Source organism: Methylobacterium sp. A52T, assembly GCF_053346095.1.
In genome coordinates this window covers 1-19,358 of sequence record NZ_JBKFBI010000117.1, presented here as the reverse complement: position 1 = coordinate 19,358, position 19,358 = coordinate 1, and the positions used below count along the sequence as shown (strand labels likewise).

Sequence of the window (19,358 nt, the reverse complement as noted above, 5' to 3'; positions counted from 1 at the left end):
GCCGCCCAGCCGGCGGCGCGCGCCGGCCGTGTGGCGGCGGGCGCCCCCGGCATAGCCGCGGCCGGCCCGCGCGAGCCGTTCGAGGCCGACGACCGCGACCACCGCGGCCAGCATCACCAGCGCGATCTGCGCGGCGCCGGGCAGGTCCGAGCGGTTCACCCAGGTGGCGTAGACCTGCACCGTCAGCGTGCGCACCCCCAGGAACTCGGCCGCGCCGACATCGTTGAGCGCCTCCATCAGGGCGAGGCCGGTGCCGAGGGCGATCGCCGGCCGCGCGAGCGGGAGGGCGATCCGCAGGAAGCTGCGCCACGGCCCGGCCCCGAGCGTGCGCGCGGCTTCCAGCAGCGATCCGGCCTGCATCAGGAACAGCGCGCGGGTCGGCAGATAGACGTAAGGGTAGAGCACGAAGCCGAGCAGCAGGCTGCAGCCCGGCAGCGAGCGCAGGTCCGGCAGGGCGAAATCGCGCGGGCTCGACAGGCCGAGCAGGCCCCGCAGCCCGACCTGGAACGGCCCGAGCGGGTGCAGCAGGTCGAGATAGGCGTAGGCGACCACGTAGGTCGGCATCGCCAGCGGCAGCAGCAGGGCGGCCTCGAGGAGGCGCCGACCGGGGAAGTCGAACGCCGCGACCAGCCACGCCGTCGCGGTCCCGAGCCCGATCACCAGGAGGCCGACGCCCGCGAGCAGCAGGGCGGTGTCGCGGATCGCCTGCGGCAGCACGTAGGCGGCCAGGTGCGGCCACAGTTCGCCGCCGCCCTCGGACGCCGTGAAGCCCAGGGAGATCACGGGCGCGAGCAGCAGCGCCGCCAGGGCGACCGCCCCTGCCCAGCCCAGAGAGCGGGTCACCGACATCCGGCCCGGCTCGAACTCAGTTGTCGAAGCCGACCTTGTCGACGAGCAGGCTCGCCGCCTTGCGGTTGCGGGCGATCTCGACGAGCGGCGTCGGATCGACGCTCAGCTTACCGAGTTCCGCGAGCAGCGGCTCGATCGGGGCGCCGGCCTTCACCGGATACTCGTAGTCGACCTTGGCGTAGAGCGCCTGCGCGGCGTCGGAGACGAGGTACTCGAGGAGCTTGACCGCCTGGTCGCGGTTCGGCGCGTTCTTGGCGACGACCGCCCCCGACACGTTCACGTGCGTGCCCCCGCCCTCGAAGGTCGGGAGCACGACCTTGATGGCCGCGCCCCATTTCTGCTGGTCCGCCCCGCCGCGACCCGAGCGCATCAGTCCGACATAGTAGGAATTGCCGAGGCCCACCTCGCAGAGGTCGGCCGCGATGTCGCGGGCCACGTCCCGGTCGCCGCCCGTCGCCTTGCGGGCGAGGTTGTCCTTCACGCCCCGCAGCCACGCCTCCGTCTTCTCCGCGCCGTGGCGGACGAGGAAGGCGGCGATCAGGGCGGTGTTGTAGGGATGCTGGCCCGAGCGCAGGCACACCTTGCCCTTCCAGCGCGGGTCGGCGAGCGATTCGTAGGTCGCGGCCGCGAGATCGTTCAGGCCCGTGTCGGCGTAGAGCACGCGCGCGCGCATCGAGAGGGCGAACCAGCGCCCGTCGGCGTCGCGCAGGGGCGCCGGCACGGCCGCTTCGAGCACGGGCGAGCGCACCGGCTGGGTCAGGTCGCGGTCGACGAGTTCGATCAGGTTGCCGATGTCGACCGTCATGAGGACGTCGGCGGACGAGCGCGCGCCCTCCGCGGCGACCCGCTCGGCCAGCCCCTTCTCCACGAAGACCGTGTTCACGGTGACGCCGCTCTGCGCCGTGTAGGCGTCGAGCAGCGGCCGGATCAGGCCCGGCTCGCGGGTGGTGTAGAGGTTGACTTCGGCCGCGTAGGCCGGTCCGCCGAAGCAGAGGGACAGGCACAGGCTCGCCCAGGCTCCGGTTCTGCAGACGTCCAACATGATAAACCCCGTTCGTCGAGCGACGAGCCGGTGCTATACAGTAAGAATGCGCCCTGCAAGGCGGATTTATTTAGATGTATTCTAATTACAATCTGACAACACTTGGGCTCTGTCCGGCAGCGGGAAGACGTGGGCGCGCCCGGGCAGCAACTCGATGCCGACCTGCTCGCCCGGGACGGCCTCCGGCGGGAGGTCGAGGCGCAGCGGCGCGCCGAGGCCCGCGACCGCGATGTCCAGGCGCAGGCGCGGCCCCGCGAAGGCCCGGCCGAGGATCCTGGCCGGCACCCCGGCACCCGCCGGCCCGAGGCGGATCGCCTCCGGGCGCAGGCAGACCTTGACCGCGCCCTCCGGCACGAAGTCGGGCCGGGGCAGCGTGCCGAGGGGTGTCGCGACGTGGCCGTCGACGGCGCGGCCCGGAATCTCGATGATCTCGCCGAGCGCCCGGGCGGCGAACGGCGTCGCCGGCGCGTCGTACAGCGCCTCGGCGCTGCCGCTCTGGACGATCCGACCCCGGTGCATCAGGACGATGCGGTCCGCGCAGGCGACCGCCTCGGCCGCGTCGTGCGTGACGAGGATCGCGCCGATGCCGTCCCGCCGCAGGACCGCCAGGGTGTCGGCGCGGACACGCTCGCGGGTGCCGGCATCGAGGTTCGAGAACGGCTCGTCGAGGAGCAGCACCCGCGGACGCGGGGCCAGGGCCCTCGCGAGCGCCACCCGCTGCGCTTCCCCGCCCGACAGCGTGCCCGGATAGCTGTCGGCGCGGTGTGCCAGCCCGACCTGATCGAGGCGCTCGCGGGCGATGTCCCGCGCGTCCGCGCCGCGGAGATGGGCGAGGCCGAAGCGGACATTGGCCAGCACGGTGAGGTGGGGAAACAGCGCGTAGTCCTGGAACATCAGGCCCACGCCGCGGCTCGCGGGCGGCGCGTTGCGGCCGCGCCCGGCGACGCGGCGATCGCCGAAGGCGATCTCGCCCGCGTCCGGCGCGTCCAGGCCGGCGATGAGCCGCAGCAGCGTGCTCTTCCCGCATCCGGAGGCGCCGAGCACCGCCAGGATCTCGCCCGGACCGAGCGTCAGCGACACGGTGTCCAGCGCCAGCGTCCGGCCGTAGCGTCGGCTCACGCCCGACACCGCGAGTTGCCCCGCGGCGGGACCTGAACCGGCGCCGGGCGCCGCGTCGGTCGGAGAAGTCTTGCGGCGTCGAAACACGGGCAGGAGATCCGGCGGGCGATGGGCCCTCGATCGAGAACGGGTGGAGTCACCGTTCTCATCCGGCGGCGCGGCGCGGGCCGGCGGGGGGGGGGGGGCCCGGGGGGGGGGGGGGGGGGGGCCCGCGGGCGGGCCGCCGGGCGGTGCGGCTCCAGGGTGTCGTTGGCTGGGCCGCCACGGAGCCTGACGCCCGGCTGTCCCGGCCCCGGTCTCCCGCGCCGCCGGTCCGGGGGGGCGTACGAAGTCCTGCCCGCGAGACTTGCCGCGGGGGCGTGTCCTGCTGGCTGCGCGGCCACACCGTATCGGTCGGCTCCGCACGCGACACGGCAGACGATCACTTCGCAATCGGTCATCGGCGCGCCGGGAGCCGCTCTTGCCGAGGGATCGCGTTGTCCGGTCGATCGCGACTCGGTGCCGACAGGTCAGGCGCGCGGAAATCCCGCGCTGTCGCGACATGTCCGCGCTCTGCATTCATCAAATTAATCGAATTTGAGAGGTCGTGGCAGCACTATTGGATTGGTTCGCTGCCATGCTCCTCGCGTGCGGTGGGGGACAGCATGCGCGCGTGGCTGGTGGCAGGTATGGCGATCTCTACACTTGCGGGTAGCATCGACGCCGTCGAGGCGCGCGGGCGCGGGCGTCTGTTCTTCGGGCGGTCGTCGACGGCGCAGCGACCCGCGTCGCCTCCGTCTGCCGCCGCGACCGAGACGGCCCCGAGCGGCCGTGCCGGCTACCGTCCCACCATCGCGATCGCGCCGGCCCCCATCGCTGCGGCCGTTCCTGCGGCGGCCGCGGCCGCGGTGGCGAGCACGCCGGCCGAAGCGCGCGAGCCGGCGCTTCGGCCACAGCACACCCTCCTCCGCCCGCCGCCCGATACGCCGCGTGTCCAAGCGGTGCGCGCCGTCGCCCCGAGTTGCGAGACCGGGAAGCGCGTCGGCGGCGTCGACAGGGTGGAAGCCGGCTTCTGCCTGATCAACTAGACCGGGGATTACTGCGCGCGTCCCGGCCCGTCTCGCAAGCCGAGCCGCAGAGCCCGCGCGAACAGGTCGCTGAGCGTGATCCAGTCAGCACCGTCGATCCGCCAGCGCGCGCAGTCGTCATCCGGCTCGACCGTGTACCCGCGGCACCGAAGGACAGCGACCGCGTCGAGCACCGGGTCATCCCCTTCGCCCAGGTGGGCGTCCTCTCGGTCATGGGCGTGGGTCAAGGCTGACGCTCATCACATCCGCGAGTTGAAAGAGGAGGTCGCCCACGACACCGATCGGCAGCAGGACGCAGAACTCGCTGTCGTCGGGCGACCGCAATCGGATCGCCAGTGTGCCGCCGCCGTCGATGATTTCGACCGAGCGCACCGCCGCAGCGCCCAGCACGTATGGGACCGCGCTGTCCGAGACCGTCATCCTCGGAGGCCGATCACGCGATTTCCATCTCGAGCGCGACGTCGGCCAGATAGGCCGCGATGCGCGCGCGCGCCCGGGTGTCCGACGCTTCGATGATGAGGCCGGCGCCGCCGGGCGGGAGGTCATAGCGCCGGAGAACGGATTCGGCCTTGAGCGCCGCCTCGCGCTCCGAGGTCGCGCGCAGGACGCGCTGATCGCCGTCGATGCGGATCAGGATGCGGAAGGGAGCGCGCTTCATGCTGGGACCGCCTCGGCCATCTGACCCGCGCCGTCGCGGCTCGATGGGTCAGTTACGGCGAGGCTGGCAAAACCGTTCCGCGACGAGCAGAGGGGGGAGAGTGAGGGGGACGTCAGCCGCTTCGTGGAAGCCCGAGTGACGTTCAGGACGCCCGAGATCGATCGGTGTCTCGAACGGCATCCGTTTCACGCAGCCCCGACATCGATCAGAGGCCGAAAAGGGACGCGGTGTGGGCGCAGGCGACTAACCTCTGAGGCACGTGCTCATGAACGCCTTGCGCTCGGCGCCCTTGAGGCTCTTGGCCGACGCATCCGCATTGCAGCTCTTCATCTTCATCTGCTGCGGCGTCAGCGCCCTGGCCGGCGCGGCGCTCTTTCCCGCGAGGCAATCGGCCATGAAGCTCTTGCGGGCGGCGCCCGACAGCCGTTGCGTCCCAGCATCCACGTTGCAGGATTTCATCCGATCCCGCTGCGCGGTCTGAGCCGCCGAGGGTGCGGGGGCCTGCGCCCGGACGGACACCGTGCAGGCGAAGACGAGGGCCGAGGCGAGAGCGAGCGTACGCACGGTGGAGGACCTCCGGTGATGCGGAGAACCCTAGCGACCTGCGGTTGTACGAGCCAGCGTCAGTGCCGCGTCTGTCCCATCAATTCGCGGCGATGTCTCGCCACCGCCGTCGTCGAATGGTCACGAGGCTATGCCTTCGTTCGCCGAGCCCGATGTCTCCAGAGGTCCTGGTGCGCTCTGTCATCTGCGCCCTCGCCGGCATCACGCTCGTTCTCGTCGCACCGGTCGGCCGTGCCTTGGCCGAACCGGCCGCGGATCCGCTGGCGACGGCCGCGCGGGTCGCCGCGGAGGGCCTCGCCATCGGTTCACCCTCCGGCGCAGGCGGCGATCCGCAGACCTCGGTCGCTCAGCCCGTGTTCTCGGCCGGTCGCGCGGCGGAGGTCACGACCTCGTTCCAGCCCCTCCTCGGGGCCGCCGGCGATCCCGGCGGGTATCGCGCCTTCCTGGAGAGCCGCGGGATCACCTTCGGCCTGATCAGTGTGGCCGAGACCTACCGCAATCTGCGCGGCGGCCTGCGGCAGGGCTCCACGGGCCTGACGCTGCTCGATCTCGACGTCGATGTCGACCTCGACACGCTCGCCGGGTGGAAGGGGGCCACGGCCCACGCCACCGTCTACCAGATCCAGGGGAGCGGAGCCTCCCGCAGCCGCGTCGGCAACCTCATGACGATCAGCGAGATCGAGGCGTTGCCGGCTTCGCGGCTCTCGGAGCTGTGGCTGGAGCAGAGCCTGTTCGACGACAGGCTGTCCGTCCGTGTCGGCCAGCTCTCCGCCGACACCGAGTACATGGTGAGCCAGACCAGCATCCTGTTCACCAACGGAACCTTCGGCTGGCCGGAGATCTTCGCCGCGAACATGGTGGACGGAGGGCCGGCCTATCCGCTCTCGGCGCCGACCGTCCGCCTGAAGTACGTCCCGACGCCCGATCTCTCGTTCCAGGCGAGCGTGATCGACGGCACACCCGGCGGCGGCCGTCCCCGCTCGGGCGTAGACCCGCAGCGCCGCAATCCGAACGGTATCCGCTTCCCCGTCTCCGACCCCCCGCTCGTCATCGCCGAGGTCGCCTACGCCTACAACACCCGTCCGGGTTCCGAAGGCCGGCCGGGCACCGTCACGCTGGGCGGCTGGCACCGCTTCGGCCGCGTCGATGCCCTCACGCCGGATCCGGTGAGTGGCCTCGATCGGAGGGTTTCGGGCAATTCGGGCCTCTACGGGCTCATCGACCAGACGATCTACCAGGAGCCGGACGATCCCAACGACGGCGCCAGCGTCTTCCTGCGTGCGTCCGTCTCGCCGGGGGACCGCAATCTGGTGGATCTCTACATCGACGGCGGCATCGCCTATCGCGGCCTGATCCCCGGACGGTCGGACGACACGCTGGGCCTCGCCGTCGGCATCACCCGCATCTCCCCGGCGGCACGCCGGCTCGATGCGATCGCCGCGCTCCAGAGCACGACACCCGCACCGCGCCGAAGCGCCGAGATTTTGCTCGAGGCGACCTATCAAGCCGTGCTCGCGCCCGGCATCGCCCTGCAGCCGACCGTGCAGTACATCGCCCATCCGGGTGGCGGGATCGCCAATCCGCGCGATCCTGACGGCAAGCGGGTGCGCGGCGCCGCGGTGTTCGGCCTGCGTGCCATCACCCGTTACTGAGGTGAAGGCGGCTTGCTTGGGCGCCCCCGGGCGCAGTCGCGGTGCGTGCGCGCCCTGTGGCGGACGCGCGCCGAGCGCGTTCCGGTCTCGGGAGGCGCGCGGCGGTTCGGCGCGCGCTCACGTCCGCGGGTGCGGCGCGTCGCGCGCGGGAAGCCGCCTGTGTGGCCGCGGCCTCGGAACGCCCCGCCGGCTGACGGGTTTGTGAGCCGGCAGAAGGGATCGGGTGAAGGTAGCGGTATGGCATCGATCCGGGCGATCGCGGACACGCTGAGGAAGATCGCCGCGCCAGGCATGAAGCCGAAGGCGATTCGTTCCGCCATCCGCGAGCGGCATCCGGAGGCGAGCAAGAAGGAGATCGTCCGCGCCGCCTTCTACGCCGTGACAGAAGCGCCGACCGCTACGGAGGGCGCGACCGCGAAGCTTCACGACTTCGCGCTGGCTGAGCGCATCGCCGAGGACAACGCGGACGTGGTCTTGAAAGCGAGCAAGCGCAAGAGGAAGAAGCGCTCGTCGGACGCATCGGACCGATCGCTGGCGCACTGAGCAGGGCGCGCATCGTCCGGTCGCTGCACGCTGGAGGTCCGCTTCCGGGAGACGTGCCGACACGCTCTGACGGCAGGGTCGGGTCGGTGGGAGGCCGTCCTCCTTTGCAGCGGTCGGGCTCCACGGCGGCCATTCAGCTCCCGGCCAGAGCACGTCACGCCGGACCATCAGCGTACGAAAAACCGGACGTTCGGCTTGGCGCCCAACCCGGTCGTCTGTTGAGGTTCGGCGGCATCTCGGAAGCGGACCTGGAAGATGCCGCCCGGCTAACCGGGGCCAGCATCAAGGTCTTCCTCACGACGGGCTAGGCCGAGGCCTCGCTGGAAAGGACCGACGCCGGCGGCACCGAGTTCGAGATCATCAACAAGCCCTATAAGCGCCTGGAGCTCGTCCGCAGGGTCAGACGCGTCATCGATTGATCCTCCCTCGGCTTCGCGGACACCTCTGATACGCTCATGCTGAGCGGGGAAGGTGTCGGATGGCGAAGACGAGACGCGAGTTCACGCCCGAGTTCAAACGCGAAGCGGTCGCCCTGCTGGAGAGCAGCGGCGGGCCGCCGAGCTCATCTGCCACCCGGATCGCGGCAGGCAGTACGCGGCGCAGGCCTACCGTAAGCAACGCATCAGCATGGGGGCGAAGCCGTCGATGAGCCGCACGGCTCGCTGCTACGACAACGCCCCGATGGAGAGCTTCTTCCACACGCTCAAGGTCGAGCTCGTCCATCAGCGACGATGGACGACCCGAGATGAGGCGCGGCGCGATCTGTTCGCCTACATCGAGGCCTACGACAACCGGCAGCGCATCCATTCGGCGCTCGGCTCTCTCACGCCCGAGCAAGCCGAGAGGGCCGCGAACCGATCTCCCCGTGCCCGCGAAGTCAGGGGCGGATCAGGTGCCGAATGCACCGGACGGTCAGGCGGCCTCAAGTGCAGTCACGCCTCGCGCACGCCGGGCTTCTTGCCTGCCTCGAAGATGAATTCGACGCCCGCCTCTTCCAGGGCACGACGCACGGCGAGCAGGGTGTCCGAGCGCGACCGGACCGCCGAGGTCGGGTCCTCCAGCCGGTTGAGGGTCGAGACCGAGACGTTGGCCCGCGCGGCCAGCTCATCCTTCGAGAGGCCGGTGATTGCGCGGGCCGAACGGATCTGGCTCGGGATCAGGGTCTCGTCGGCGACCGAACCCCGCGCGGTCCCCGGCGGCGGGACTGCCTCGGGCGGCGGGGCCCCGTAGCGGGTCCGTCCCGGAACGTTCAAGCAGACGCCGACCCATTCGCGGACGGAGCCGTCCTTGTTCAGCACCGGCGCGCCGCGCGCGTTGAACCACCGGTAAATCCCGTCCGCGCACAGGACGCGATAGTCCGTGTTGTAGGGCGCCGTGTGCTCCACCGCCGTGGTCCAGGCCGCGAGCGTGCGGGAGCGGTCGTCCGGGTGGACGGCGTCGAGCCAGCCCAGACCCTGCATCTGCGCGTGAGACTGACCGGTCAGGGCCATCCACTGCGGCATCTCGCTCGGCTCACCGTTCGCCTTGTTGACCCAGAAGACCGCTGCCGTCGCGGCGATCAGCGCGTTCAGGCGGTCATGCCGCTGCATGAGCGCGTTCATGGTCTCGTGCTGCGCCGTGACGTCGAACACGACGCCCATGCCCTGGCTCGGGCGCCCGTCCGCGCCGAGCATGACCTCGGCGTGGTGCAGGAGCCAGCGCTGGGTCCGGTCCGGCCGGATGATGCGGAACTCGCGACTGACCGGCTGGCCGGAGCGCAGCACGGCGATCTGGTCACCGTGCGCGGCCTGATCCTCCGGGTGGATCATGTCGAGCCCGAAGCCGAAGGTCATCTCCGTGGTCGGGTCGAGGCCCAGAATCCGGTAGAGGCCCGGCGACGCGTCCAGTCGCTCGGAGCGCATATCCGCCGACCAGAAGCCGATTTTTCCCGTATCCTCGATCAGCTTCAGGTAGTGGCGCGAGGAGAAGCCGCGCGGGGCGGCGCCGATCTCGGTCTTCGCCTGCGGACGCATCAATGAACGTGTCGGCATCGCCTCACCCCGATCGCCAGCGCTCCAGAACTGAGATGCAAAATGCCATAATCGCGGCAGTGAAAGCGTTAAGAAGACAGCATTCGATCCATATTGACTGACATTCGATGGCGGCTGTCAGTGTCGTGCGGGCCATCGATCGTTTGGGAAAGGAAGCCTGAGTCGGATTCCTTCTTGGAGATCGATGGATACCAGAATTCGACGAGGTATCTATCGGTCGAGACCGATGGATATGCCGCAGGATGGAATAAAAAATTCCACTGCGCCCGAAGCTTCGGATGTGTCCGGTGGAATGACAGGAAATTCGATCCCCTTGAGCGCGATTGAACAGGAATTCCGGCGATCGGCTTGAGACTCTGGCAGTCCGAAGCGGTCATCCTCGTACCGGAGACGCGGCGAGCCGTCTCCTGCCTGGGTACCTGAATGTCGCTGCCGAATGCCGAATGCCGGGCGAAGTCGAGCACCCTCGACAGTGCACCGGCGTCGATCCAGTTCGACCTCCGCGGCAGGGTGATCGCCGCCGACGCTTCGACGTCCTCGAACGGGCGCGGCCATGAGTGAGATCATCCTGCCGATGGGCGTCGACGACGCGGCGCACCTGCCCGACGAGGACGCGCGCCTGCGCGAGGCGATGCGCGCCACGATGCTCGCCGAGACGCTGCAACTCGGCCGATACTCGGCGGTGACGCAGGCCGCCGTCGTGCTCGCGCTGGCCGCCATCTTCTGGGGCATCGTCTCGCACGCTTACCTGTCCGGTCTCGCTGTGGCGGTGACGGCGCTGTGCGCGGTGGCTATGATCGCGATGCGACGCTATCGCGGCCGCCTCGGCGACCGATCGATCGCCCGGGAGGCCTTCGCCGTCCTTCACGGCCTCGCGCTCGGCCGCGGTCTCGCCTGGGCCAGCATGCCGGCGATCCTGCTGCCCTCGGTCGACAATGCCTACCGGATCGTGGTCGGGGCCGTCTGCGCCGCCCTGATCTCGCACGCCTACGTGGCGGGCCCGATCTTCTCCCTGGCACTCCTGGCCGTGGCGCCGGTGGTGGCCGGCATCTTCGTCGGGCTCGTCGGTTGCGAGAGCCCGGTCGGCGAGTACGTCGCCGTGCTGCTGTCGCTGTACGCGGCCTTCGTCTTCGTGAGCGCGCGTCGGATGTGCCGGCACTCCTACCAGCGCCTCTGCGACCGCGTCATGGTGCAGGCGCAGAGCGAGACCATCGGGTTCCTCCTCAAGGATTTCGCCGAGGGCACGAGCGACTGGCTCTGGGAAACCGACACGGTCGGGCGCCTTCGGCAGGCCCGCGCCGCTGTCGCCGCCCTGCTCGGCGTCGAGGTCGCCGGGCTGCGCCACCGGCCGCTGTCCGAGCTTCTGCGCGCGTTCGCCGACCCGGACGGCGACGGCGCGGACGCCCAGGCCGTCGCCGCGGCGATCGCGGCGCGCGCGCCTTTCCGCGATCGCACCATCCGGCTCCGTACCGCGGTCGGCACGCGCTGGATCACGCTCAACGGCAAGCCCGTCTTCGACGCACAGGGAGCGTTCACGGGCTACCGCGGTGTGGGCTCGGACACCACCGAGAGCCGGGAGGCGCAGGCCCGCATCGCCTTCCTGGCGGGTCACGACAGCCTGACCGGACTGCCGAACCGCAGCGGTTTCCAGGACGCGCTGGGGACGCTCTGCCGCACGGTCCGCACGGCGGAGAGACCGAGTGCGCTGTTCTATCTCGACCTCGACGGCTTCAAGGCCGTCAACGACAGTCGCGGCCACCTCGTCGGCGACCGATTGCTGCGCGCGGTCACCGCACGCCTGCTCGCCATCGGTGAACCGCACAGCCTGTTCCGCCTCGGCGGCGACGAGTTCGCGATGGTCGTCCGCGACCTCGGCCGGCCCGCGGCCGAGGCCCTCGCCGCCCGCGTGGTGGCCGAGCTGCGCCGCCCGTTCCAGATCGACGAGGCCCGGCTGGAGGTCGGTGTCAGCGTCGGCATCGCCTACATGCCGGACGACGCGATCGAGCCTGCCAGCCTGCTCATGCGCGCCGACCTCGCCCTCTACGCCGCCAAGGCGGACGGCAAGGGCTGCTGGCGGACCTTCGATCCGTCGCTGGAGGAGCGGGTCGTCCGCCAGCGGCAGTTCGACCTGGACATGCGCGCGGCCCTCGCGGCGGACGAGATGGAGCTGCACTACCAGCCCCTGGTGGACATGCGGAGCGGTCGTGTCGCCGGTTTCGAGGCGCTGCTGCGGTGGAACAAGCCCGGGTACGGCTGGGTCTCGCCGGGGGAGATCATCCCCATCGCCGAGACGACCGGCTTCATCGTCGAGATCGGCCGCTGGGCCCTGCGCCGCGCCTGCACCGACGCCCGCACGTGGTCCGACCTGAAGATCGCGGTGAACATCTCCTCCATCCACGTGCGGATGCCGGGCTTCCACGCCGAGGTCGCGGCCGTTCTCCGCGAGACCGGTCTCGCGCCAGATCGGCTCGAGATCGAGATCACCGAGTCGGTGCTGCTCGACCACGGTCCGGAGGTTCTGGAGAACCTGAAGCGCCTGCGCGCGACGGGCGTGCGCATCGCGCTGGACGACTTCGGCACGGGCTACTCGAGCCTGAGCTACCTGACCGAATTCCCGTTCGACAAGGTGAAGGTTGACCGCTCCTTCGTGCGCGACCTGCAGGGCCGCCCCGAGAAGGTCGCCGTGGTCGAGGCCATCGCCCGGATGGCGCGGGCCCTGTCGATGAGCGTCACGGTGGAGGGCGTGGAGACCCGGCAGCAACTGGACGTCCTGCGGGACAAGCGCTGCGACATCGCGCAGGGCTTCCTCTACAGCCCGGCGCGCCCGGTCCACGAGGTCGCGGCACTCATCGCGCGCATCGAGGGTGCTGCGCCGCCGCCGAGCGTGAGCGCCGGCGATCCGGACGGGAGCCCGACCGCCGACGCGCGCCCGGTCCTGTCGCTGGCCCGCGCCTCGTAGTCGACGGGCGGCGCATCGCGTCGCCGCCGAAAGGCAGAAAACCTCTCTTGTCGCGCTGAGGACGCCCCCGGCGCGCGCTTGCCGGGCAACGCGTCTTTAAATGCGGCGACTTCAAAATTCAGAAGTAGCGGAGCAACAGTACATGTCGCGCCTTTCCGACCTCAAGATTGTTACCAAGGTGACGATCCCGCTGCTGCTGGTCGCCGCCGTCGCCGGCGGGCTCGTGTATCGCGCGCACGGCGTCTTCGATGAGTTGAACGAGAAGACGCAGCACATCGTCGATGTCCAGTCCGCGCGACTCGAGAATATCCTGACTGTTCGCACGAACGTCCTCGAGGCGACGGTTCAGAATCGGAACATCCTCATCGAGGACCGGCCGCCCGAGCAGGCCACGTACCGATCGCGCTACGACGAGGCCGTGAAACAGGCCTACGTGGCGGTCGACAGGCTGATCGCGCTGTCGAACTCGCCCGAGCGGCGGGCCGTCAATCAGAAGCTGCGCGAGGCCGTCGAGGTCTATTTCCACGTCGTCGGGCGCGCGAACGCGGCGGCCCTCGACAGGGACGCCGAGACCGCGCGGAAAATCGTGCTTTCCGAAGGTCTCGCGGCCCGCAACAAGGTCCGCGACCTCGTTCAGCCGCGCATCGACAATCTCGCGGCCGAGCTCGCCCAGGCGAAGGCGGAGGCCCAGGCGAGCGCGGAGCGGGCGACGACGGTCCTCGTCACGGCCGCGGTCGCCGGGCTGCTCGCGGCCCTGGCCATCGCGTTCGCCATCGTCCATTTCGGGCCGACGCGGCCCCTGACGCGGTTGGTCGCCGTTCTGCAGCGCATGGCCAAGGGCGATATCGACGCCGACATCGCGGAGGCCGCCCGTCGCGACGAGATCGGCCAGGTCGGCAAGGCCGTCGCGGACATCCGCGCCATGGTCGCGCGGAAGGCCGTCGAGGACGCGGAGACGAAGCGCGCCGCCGACGCGGCGGCCGGCGCCGAGCGACGGCGCCTCATGATAGACCTCGCGAACGGCTTCGAGCGGACCGTCGGCGGCATCGTCGGGATGGTCTCGGCCTCCGCCACGGAGTTGCAGGCCACGGCCGCGACGATGACCGCGACCGCGACCGAGACGGCCACGCAGTCCACGGCCGTGGCGGCGGCGGCCGATCAGGCAGCGTCGAACGTCGGTACCGTGGCGGCGGCCTCCGAGGAGCTCGGGAGCTCGGTTCAGGAGATCGGCCGGCAGGTACAGGGATCGGCATCCCTTGCCCAGGCCGCTGTCGGCGAGGCCGACCGGACGGCGCGGCTCGTCGAGGACCTCACGACGGCCGTCGCGAGGATCGGCGACGTCGTCGCGATGATCTCGGCCATCGCCGGCCAAACCAACCTCCTGGCGCTGAACGCGACCATCGAGGCGGCGCGGGCCGGCGAGGCTGGCAAGGGCTTCGCGGTCGTCGCAGCCGAGGTCAAGGAACTCGCGTCGCAGACGGCCCGGGCGACGGACGAGATCGGCGGCCATATCGGCCGCATCCAGGGCGTGACGGGCGAGGCCGTCTCGGCCATCGGCGCGATCACGGGGCGCATCCGCGAGATCAACACGGTGGCGGCCAGCATTGCCGCCGCCGTGGAGCAGCAGGGCGCGGCGACCCAGGAGATCGTGCGCAACGTCGCCCAGGCGGCGACGGGCACCGCGGAGGTGACCGGCAACATCGCCGGAGTCGCCTCAGCGTCGGAGGCTACCGGCGCGGCGGCGACCCAGGTGCTGGCGTCGTCCGGCGAGCTGTCGCGACACGCCGAGCAGCTCGCAGCGGAGATGACGCGCTTCCTCACCACCGTGCGCGCGGCCTGAGGCGATCCCGATGGCGTGCAGCACAGCCAGCGTCCCGGGCCTCGGGACCGATCCCACGCTTCGGCCGGGTTGCCGGGGATATGCCCCGGCGGGGCACCGGCGTTGCGGCCCGTACCGGGTCGGGCAGGCGTGAGCGCCATGGCCGACATCATCCCCCTCGGCACCATCCCGGGCGCCGAGAGCGCCCGCGCGATGCTTCTGGACCTGCGCCGGCGCCTCGATTCCGGCGAGGACATCGGTCCGCGGATCGCGCAGATCCGTCAGGCCGCGGCGTCGATGCGGGCGCTGGCCGGCGGCCTCAGGCGGGTCCTGCAAGCCCCGGACGAGAGGCTGTCCGCCGAGCCGGAGGTTCTCGTCGCGGCCTGGAAAGTCCTCGCCTTGGCGGAACGCAACGTCGCGAAGGTCGAGGAATTCCTTCGGCTCGCGGACGAAGGGGATTCGGCGCAGGCTTCGCGGTAGCCTTCGGGCCAACCTCGCGAATGCGGGCCAGCCGATCCGGATCACGGCCCTGTCCCAGGCTGTCCGAGTTCCGCACACCGGACCGACGTGTCCGCGCGGTCGAAGGCGCGCGGTGAGCGACCGGGGAGACCGCGTTCGACGTCACGCGCGGATCGGACCGTCGCCAGTCGCGGCACCGTGCGCAGCGGCTCTCGACGCGCGCTCGGACCGGCTCCGATCATTTGGTGACCGCCGTTCGCCTGTCGGCAGTCGCGGAGACTGGAAGGCGAGGATCGATCTGACACGGAATGGGTCATGGCCCGACCATGATCTGTATTGGGCTCCAAAAATCCTTTTGAAATGGAACGTGGTGGCGCACGGTCCGAGCCGGATTCCGAGACGCGACTAAGACCAACTTGTGGTCTCGATGTCACGATACGGCGTCCAATGAGAGTTGCGCCATGTTCCGTAAGCCCGCCTTCAATGAAACCCAAGCCACCATCGACGCGCTGACGCGCTCGTTGGCCATCATCGAGTTCGGCATGGATGGCACCATCCTGCGCGCCAACCCGAATTTCCTGGCCGTCGTGGACTACGATCTCGCTTCCCTGCAGGGTAAGCACCACCGGATCCTGGTCAGCGAGGAGATGGCCAACGGTCCGGAGTATGATGAATTCTGGTCGAAGCTGCGGGCCGGCGAGTTCGTGTCCGGCGAGTTCCCCCGCCGCGCGCGGTCCGGCGCGAGGGTCTGGCTCGAAGCCACCTACAACCCGATCCTGGGCTCCGACGGCAAGCCGTTCAAGGTCATCAAGTTCGCCAGCGACATCACGGCCAAGAAGAGCGAGACCAACCGGCTGCTGCGCATGATCGACGAGATGCCGGTCGCCGTCATGACCGCGGATCCGAAGGACGATTTCAAGATCAATTACATCAACAACACCTCGCGCAAGACTCTGGAAGCCATCGAGCGGTATCTGCCGATCAAGGTCTCCGAGATGATGGGCAAGTCCTTCGACGTGTTCCACAAGAACCCGCATCACCAGCGGAACATGCTCGCCGACGCGCGCCGACTGCCCCACCGCACCAAGATCAAGGTCGGACCCGAGACCCTCGATCTGCAGGTCTCCGCCATCACCGACGCGGACGGAGCCTATGTCGGGCCGATGTTGACGTGGTCGGTCATCACCGCACAACTCGCCATGGCCGAGGACGTCGCCGGCGTCGTCGAGGCGCTCGGGACCGCGATCGGCGAGATGAAGGAGTCGGCGGAGGGCCTGAACCGCTCGGCGGACGCGGCGAGCGAGCGCGCGAACTCCGTGGCGGCCGGATCCGAGGAGATGACCAGCTCGATCCACGAGATCTCGGGTCAAGTCGGGCGGGTCTCCGAGCGTACCCAGCAGATCGCCAACCAGGCGACGGCGACGGACGTAACGGTTCGCAACCTCGCGGCCAATGCCGGCGAAGTCGACGCGGTAGTCGGAATGATCAAATCTATCGCCGACCAGACCAATCTTCTCGCACTCAACGCCACGATCGAGGCGGCGCGCGCGGGTGCGGCCGGGCGCGGCTTCGCGGTAGTGGCCACGGAGGTCAAGGAGCTTGCCGGCCAGACGGCGAGAGCGACCGGCGAGATCACGCACAAGGTCCACGCCATCCAGAAGGCGACCGGCGAGGCCGTGACGGCGATCCGCTTAATCACCGACGAGGTGGCCGAGCTTTCGAAACTCACGCTGGCTATGGCGAGCGCCGTCGAGGAGCAGGCCGCCTCGACCCAGGAGATGTCGTCCAACATCACCGGTGTCTCGGCCGCGGCCGGAGAGACGGGACAGCTCGCAGAGATGGTCCGGCGGATCTCCGACAAGCTCGAGGCGCATTCCGCCGGCCTCGGTGCCAGCATGGAGAAGTACCTCAAGGCGAGTTGATGAAAGCATAAGGAGGTCCTTCCAGCTATCTGCTTTGGGCTCTCCGAGGGGGCTGAAGCGAGCGCTGCTCCGTCGATCCTTCGGGAAGGCGCCGAGGTGGGCCTGCTTTGCGACGCGCCAGACTGTGATCGCGCATTACAGGATGTGGCATTCGCCCCACTATTGCCGAGACGAATAATCTTCCAGCGAGGCGCTGACATTGTGGGTCACGGTGCTCCTATGCAAAGAGAGTTAAATGCCCTATGATAATTAATTGCATAACGACTGCAAACATCATAACTGACTGTAAGGAGATGATTAGTCGCTCTGACGAGCCTGTATTGCGAATTTTTGCGCGGCAAGAGGTAAGACGATCACTGGCAGGCCCTTGTGATCTCAATCTGTGCCACCGACGCAGGCGAACAGGCCAAGCAGTGAGCGATCTCTTGAAGAGGACGCAAGGCGAACGCCTCGCTCTGATCGGTGCACGCAATCGCGAGATGGCGGCCGACGATACGAGGAATCTTCTCCTGGAACGCCTGGGGCTCATCCAGCGGATCGGAGGTCCGCGCCTGCATCATCTGCGCGGTCATCCCATTGTTGAGTGGACCATCACCGAGGCAGGCAAGATCGCGCTCTCTGAGTTCATGATCGCGACGAGCTGGCTCTGAACCTCGAGAAACAGAGAGGTTCGCTCCACGTGTGCACTACGGCCGGATCCCCGGCTGCCGGCAGGATCGCTCCCACCTGTGGGGTCGGATCTGGAGGAGTTGGATAGCGGCCGTGATTGCCTCAGCCGGCGCACTCAGTGGCGGCGCAACCGAATGAAATTGACCCATCGCCTGCAAACGGCGCACGGAAGACCTTCTTCTTAGAAGCTGAGCGATGGTGCCAGCGTCGACGTGCACCGATTGACTGCCAACGGGCGCCGACAGGGCCAGCCTGAAATATTCGTCGATGATGGCCCGTGGAATGATCTTTAAAAATCGAGCATTCGAAAGGACTGCAAGGATCGAAAGGCAGGCGCCAACCGCGGCGACTTTGCTCAATTTTTGGGGATGCAGGAGGAGCTTGCTGATTGCCTGGGATGGGCACATCCCTGCCAAAGTGGTGGCGGAACCTGCATCCGCTCAAGTGAACCACATGGCCGCGCTTGAACCACTGCGTTGGGTCGATTGGAGGCCGTCCGCTCTTCCGGCAGCACCACTCCGAAGCCGACCGGCAGCTTTCGGCCAACATCAGCAGATTTCGGCTGCCCGCCTGAGCGTCTCCGATGGTGGATTTCCGCCGTTCCGCTATCGGGGTCGAATGCATTGAAGCGGACGTCGCCGCCGTATCGGCTTCGGGGTGCTGACAGTCATTTCAAATGCTTGCATGCGTAGCCGTGAGTGCTGACGGCGGACATGGCTGCACCTCTCAGGCGGGGTTCTTCTTGCACAGGGGTTCGGGCTTCTGCTCGTCTGGCAGAACCTCGCGTAGATGGTGATGGACGATGTCCACGCTGAACGGCTTTCCGATGAAGCACGCTCCGTCCGGCAGATCGTTCGGTCCGGGTTTGGCCTGCCCAGACGCAACGACGATCGAGATGTGTGGATAGGCGCTCGCAACCTTGCGAGCGAGGGCGAAGCCATCGTGCACGCCCGGCATCTGCACGTCGGTGAACAGCAGCGTGATGCACGCATGGTGTTCTTCGAGCACGAGCAACGCCTTATCGCCGGATGCGGCCTCAAAAGTCCTGAACCCCGCTTCCTCCAAGATGTCGACCGCAGCCATGCGGACCATGCCGTCGTCGTCGTCGACGAGAGCACCGGGCGAACCGTTCGAGGAGGCATGGGACATCTCCCCTCAATGCCGCGCTTCATGGAAAGGTCCAGGTGACGACGCGAAGTTCAGCCGCCCGCCATGAGATCGACGCTCGAGGTCGTCAGCGTGCAGACCACATCCTCGGGGATGGCGGACGTTGACGGCTCCGCCGGCGAGGCGATCACGGACGTTCGCTTTCGAAGCGCATCGAGCGGCCCTCTGGCAGCCGCATCGGATCGTCAGGAGGCAATCCGCTTTTCCTGTAGCGGCTCTCCGAATCGAATCTGCCGCTCACGGCTGAACTCTGCTGTTCGAACCAGTGATGCGCGGTCCCATGCGACACTACCCAGGGAACACGGTGTCCCATCGCAGGGGTTGCTCATTCTCACGACCCCGCACCGGGAGTTGCCCGGCACGACGGTGTTGCAAGGCGCATCGCATGATCCTCCGTTCCGAGACCCCACCGGCTCCAGGCAACCTATCCGTAGAGGAGCCCCCTGCCTCAGATCGCCCGACCTCGGCGATGCTGAAGGCGGACATCGATAGCGGCGCGACGGGCGAGAAGGTGAAGGCCTACGATTCGGGGCTCTCTCAACTCGGGACGGACGATGAAGCCGCCGGGCACTCTCCCTCTCACGAGCGCATCGCCCTGGCACGCGAGACCGAATCGGCACCTGCGCGAGTGCAGAGGTCGTCGCGACCGCACGGGCCAAACACCTGGGTCGTCCCCGGCTACTGTGTCGTGGTCGGTGGCGTCGGCATCGTTCTAGAGCGGTATCCGATCATATTGGATCATATGCGTCGTAGCCTCCGGCGGCGAGATAGCGGCGGCATTCGGCTGGCGTGAAGCGTCTGAAGGCTCGTCGGATCGTGTCCCAGAGGTCGCTGATCGT

General features: G+C 68.7%; 17 protein-coding genes and 2 pseudogenes. 9 read left to right on the top strand and 10 right to left on the bottom strand.

All coding sequences use genetic code 11. The features are described 5' to 3' along the window. The 3 genes from ACLBYE_RS23010 to ACLBYE_RS23000 form a co-directional block, all read right to left on the bottom strand. Positions 1 to 849, bottom strand: an 849-nt coding sequence (locus ACLBYE_RS23010; RefSeq protein ID WP_447695945.1) for an ABC transporter permease, incomplete at its 3' end; no start/stop codon positions are given. Positions 850 to 865: 16 nt separating this feature from the next. Next, positions 866 to 1,891 (bottom strand): extracellular solute-binding protein, encoded by a 1,026-nt coding sequence (locus ACLBYE_RS23005; RefSeq protein ID WP_447695944.1) that lies wholly within the window; start codon positions 1,889 to 1,891, stop codon positions 866 to 868. A gap of 81 nt (positions 1,892 to 1,972) precedes the next feature. Further along, positions 1,973 to 3,019, bottom strand: a complete 1,047-nt coding sequence (locus ACLBYE_RS23000) for an ABC transporter ATP-binding protein (protein WP_447695943.1) — start codon at positions 3,017 to 3,019, stop codon at positions 1,973 to 1,975. A 635-nt stretch (positions 3,020 to 3,654) separates the two neighbouring features. Here ACLBYE_RS23000 and ACLBYE_RS22995 point away from each other — a divergent pair. Beyond that, positions 3,655 to 4,077, top strand: coding sequence for a hypothetical protein (locus ACLBYE_RS22995; protein WP_447695942.1), 423 nt, complete (start codon positions 3,655 to 3,657; stop codon positions 4,075 to 4,077). A gap of 8 nt (positions 4,078 to 4,085) precedes the next feature. Here ACLBYE_RS22995 and ACLBYE_RS22990 read toward each other — a convergent pair whose 3' ends face one another. From ACLBYE_RS22990 to ACLBYE_RS22975, 4 genes are all read right to left on the bottom strand, one after another. Continuing rightward, positions 4,086 to 4,304 carry a hypothetical protein gene (locus tag ACLBYE_RS22990; protein WP_020095937.1) on the bottom strand — a complete coding sequence of 73 codons (219 nt, stop codon included), beginning with the start codon at positions 4,302 to 4,304 and terminating at the stop codon, positions 4,086 to 4,088. Further along, complete coding sequence (locus ACLBYE_RS22985; RefSeq protein WP_447695941.1) at positions 4,288 to 4,497, bottom strand: hypothetical protein; 210 nt, start codon at positions 4,495 to 4,497, stop codon at positions 4,288 to 4,290. Before ACLBYE_RS22985 ends, ACLBYE_RS22990 begins: the two co-directional genes overlap by 17 nt. A gap of 13 nt (positions 4,498 to 4,510) precedes the next feature. Continuing rightward, a complete protein-coding gene (locus ACLBYE_RS22980; RefSeq protein ID WP_447695940.1) occupies positions 4,511 to 4,735 on the bottom strand; it encodes a hypothetical protein in 225 nt (74 codons plus the stop codon). Between the two features lie 243 nt (positions 4,736 to 4,978). After that, positions 4,979 to 5,299, bottom strand: coding sequence for a PsiF family protein (locus ACLBYE_RS22975; RefSeq protein WP_447695939.1), 321 nt, complete (start codon positions 5,297 to 5,299; stop codon positions 4,979 to 4,981). A gap of 152 nt (positions 5,300 to 5,451) precedes the next feature. Between ACLBYE_RS22975 and ACLBYE_RS22970 the strand changes: the two genes are divergently transcribed. The 3 genes and pseudogenes from ACLBYE_RS22970 to ACLBYE_RS22960 all read left to right on the top strand — a co-directional run. After that, the gene (locus ACLBYE_RS22970; protein WP_447695938.1) at positions 5,452 to 6,951 is read left to right on the top strand and encodes a carbohydrate porin; all 1,500 of its coding nucleotides are present in this window, start codon (positions 5,452 to 5,454) and stop codon (positions 6,949 to 6,951) included. Between the two features lie 237 nt (positions 6,952 to 7,188). Beyond that, positions 7,189 to 7,494 carry a hypothetical protein gene (locus ACLBYE_RS22965; RefSeq protein WP_447695937.1) on the top strand — a complete coding sequence of 102 codons (306 nt, stop codon included), beginning with the start codon at positions 7,189 to 7,191 and terminating at the stop codon, positions 7,492 to 7,494. A 534-nt stretch (positions 7,495 to 8,028) separates the two neighbouring features. Next, a pseudogene (locus ACLBYE_RS22960) lies at positions 8,029 to 8,346 on the top strand (IS3 family transposase); the annotation flags it as partial. An 80-nt stretch (positions 8,347 to 8,426) separates the two neighbouring features. Here ACLBYE_RS22960 and ACLBYE_RS22955 read toward each other — a convergent pair. Beyond that, positions 8,427 to 9,524: a PAS domain-containing protein gene (locus tag ACLBYE_RS22955; protein ID WP_447695936.1), complete on the bottom strand. Its 1,098-nt coding sequence runs from the start codon at positions 9,522 to 9,524 to the stop codon at positions 8,427 to 8,429. A 553-nt stretch (positions 9,525 to 10,077) separates the two neighbouring features. On the opposite strand from ACLBYE_RS22955, the gene ACLBYE_RS22950 reads away from it, so the two are divergent. The 5 genes from ACLBYE_RS22950 (at position 10,078) to ACLBYE_RS22930 (ending at position 17,333) form a co-directional block, all read left to right on the top strand. Continuing rightward, positions 10,078 to 12,483 (top strand): putative bifunctional diguanylate cyclase/phosphodiesterase, encoded by a 2,406-nt coding sequence (locus ACLBYE_RS22950; protein WP_447695935.1) that lies wholly within the window; start codon positions 10,078 to 10,080, stop codon positions 12,481 to 12,483. A gap of 142 nt (positions 12,484 to 12,625) precedes the next feature. Beyond that, positions 12,626 to 14,323, top strand: a complete 1,698-nt coding sequence (locus ACLBYE_RS22945; protein WP_447695934.1) for a methyl-accepting chemotaxis protein — start codon at positions 12,626 to 12,628, stop codon at positions 14,321 to 14,323. Positions 14,324 to 14,461: 138 nt separating this feature from the next. Beyond that, positions 14,462 to 14,782: a hypothetical protein gene (locus tag ACLBYE_RS22940; RefSeq protein WP_447695933.1), complete on the top strand. Its 321-nt coding sequence runs from the start codon at positions 14,462 to 14,464 to the stop codon at positions 14,780 to 14,782. Between the two features lie 440 nt (positions 14,783 to 15,222). Continuing rightward, entirely contained in the window at positions 15,223 to 16,683 is a 1,461-nt protein-coding gene (locus tag ACLBYE_RS22935; RefSeq protein WP_447695932.1) for a methyl-accepting chemotaxis protein, read from the top strand. A 413-nt stretch (positions 16,684 to 17,096) separates the two neighbouring features. Beyond that, positions 17,097 to 17,333: a hypothetical protein gene (locus ACLBYE_RS22930; RefSeq protein WP_447695931.1), complete on the top strand. Its 237-nt coding sequence runs from the start codon at positions 17,097 to 17,099 to the stop codon at positions 17,331 to 17,333. Between the two features lie 745 nt (positions 17,334 to 18,078). On the opposite strand, the gene ACLBYE_RS22925 is transcribed toward ACLBYE_RS22930, so the two are convergent. Next, positions 18,079 to 18,501 carry a response regulator gene (locus ACLBYE_RS22925; protein WP_447695930.1) on the bottom strand — a complete coding sequence of 141 codons (423 nt, stop codon included), beginning with the start codon at positions 18,499 to 18,501 and terminating at the stop codon, positions 18,079 to 18,081. Positions 18,502 to 19,247: 746 nt separating this feature from the next. Next, positions 19,248 to 19,358 (bottom strand): annotated as a pseudogene (locus tag ACLBYE_RS22920) (IS630 family transposase); the annotation flags it as partial.

What these genes read in the sequence shown, in the direction of transcription:
- ACLBYE_RS23005 (WP_447695944.1), bottom strand. Translation starts at nt 1,891, where the DNA reads ATGTTGGACGTCTGCAGAACCGGAGCCTGGGCGAGCCTGTGCCTGTCC.
- ACLBYE_RS22995 (WP_447695942.1), top strand. Translation starts at nt 3,655, where the DNA reads ATGCGCGCGTGGCTGGTGGCAGGTATGGCGATCTCTACACTTGCGGGT.
- ACLBYE_RS22985 (WP_447695941.1), bottom strand. Translation starts at nt 4,497, where the DNA reads ATGACGGTCTCGGACAGCGCGGTCCCATACGTGCTGGGCGCTGCGGCG.
- ACLBYE_RS22980 (WP_447695940.1), bottom strand. Translation starts at nt 4,735, where the DNA reads ATGAAGCGCGCTCCCTTCCGCATCCTGATCCGCATCGACGGCGATCAG.
- ACLBYE_RS22970 (WP_447695938.1), top strand. Translation starts at nt 5,452, where the DNA reads ATGTCTCCAGAGGTCCTGGTGCGCTCTGTCATCTGCGCCCTCGCCGGC.
- ACLBYE_RS22965 (WP_447695937.1), top strand. Translation starts at nt 7,189, where the DNA reads ATGGCATCGATCCGGGCGATCGCGGACACGCTGAGGAAGATCGCCGCG.
- ACLBYE_RS22955 (WP_447695936.1), bottom strand. Translation starts at nt 9,524, where the DNA reads ATGCCGACACGTTCATTGATGCGTCCGCAGGCGAAGACCGAGATCGGC.
- ACLBYE_RS22950 (WP_447695935.1), top strand. Translation starts at nt 10,078, where the DNA reads ATGAGTGAGATCATCCTGCCGATGGGCGTCGACGACGCGGCGCACCTG.
- ACLBYE_RS22945 (WP_447695934.1), top strand. Translation starts at nt 12,626, where the DNA reads ATGTCGCGCCTTTCCGACCTCAAGATTGTTACCAAGGTGACGATCCCG.
- ACLBYE_RS22940 (WP_447695933.1), top strand. Translation starts at nt 14,462, where the DNA reads ATGGCCGACATCATCCCCCTCGGCACCATCCCGGGCGCCGAGAGCGCC.
- ACLBYE_RS22935 (WP_447695932.1), top strand. Translation starts at nt 15,223, where the DNA reads ATGTTCCGTAAGCCCGCCTTCAATGAAACCCAAGCCACCATCGACGCG.
- ACLBYE_RS22925 (WP_447695930.1), bottom strand. Translation starts at nt 18,501, where the DNA reads ATGTCCCATGCCTCCTCGAACGGTTCGCCCGGTGCTCTCGTCGACGAC.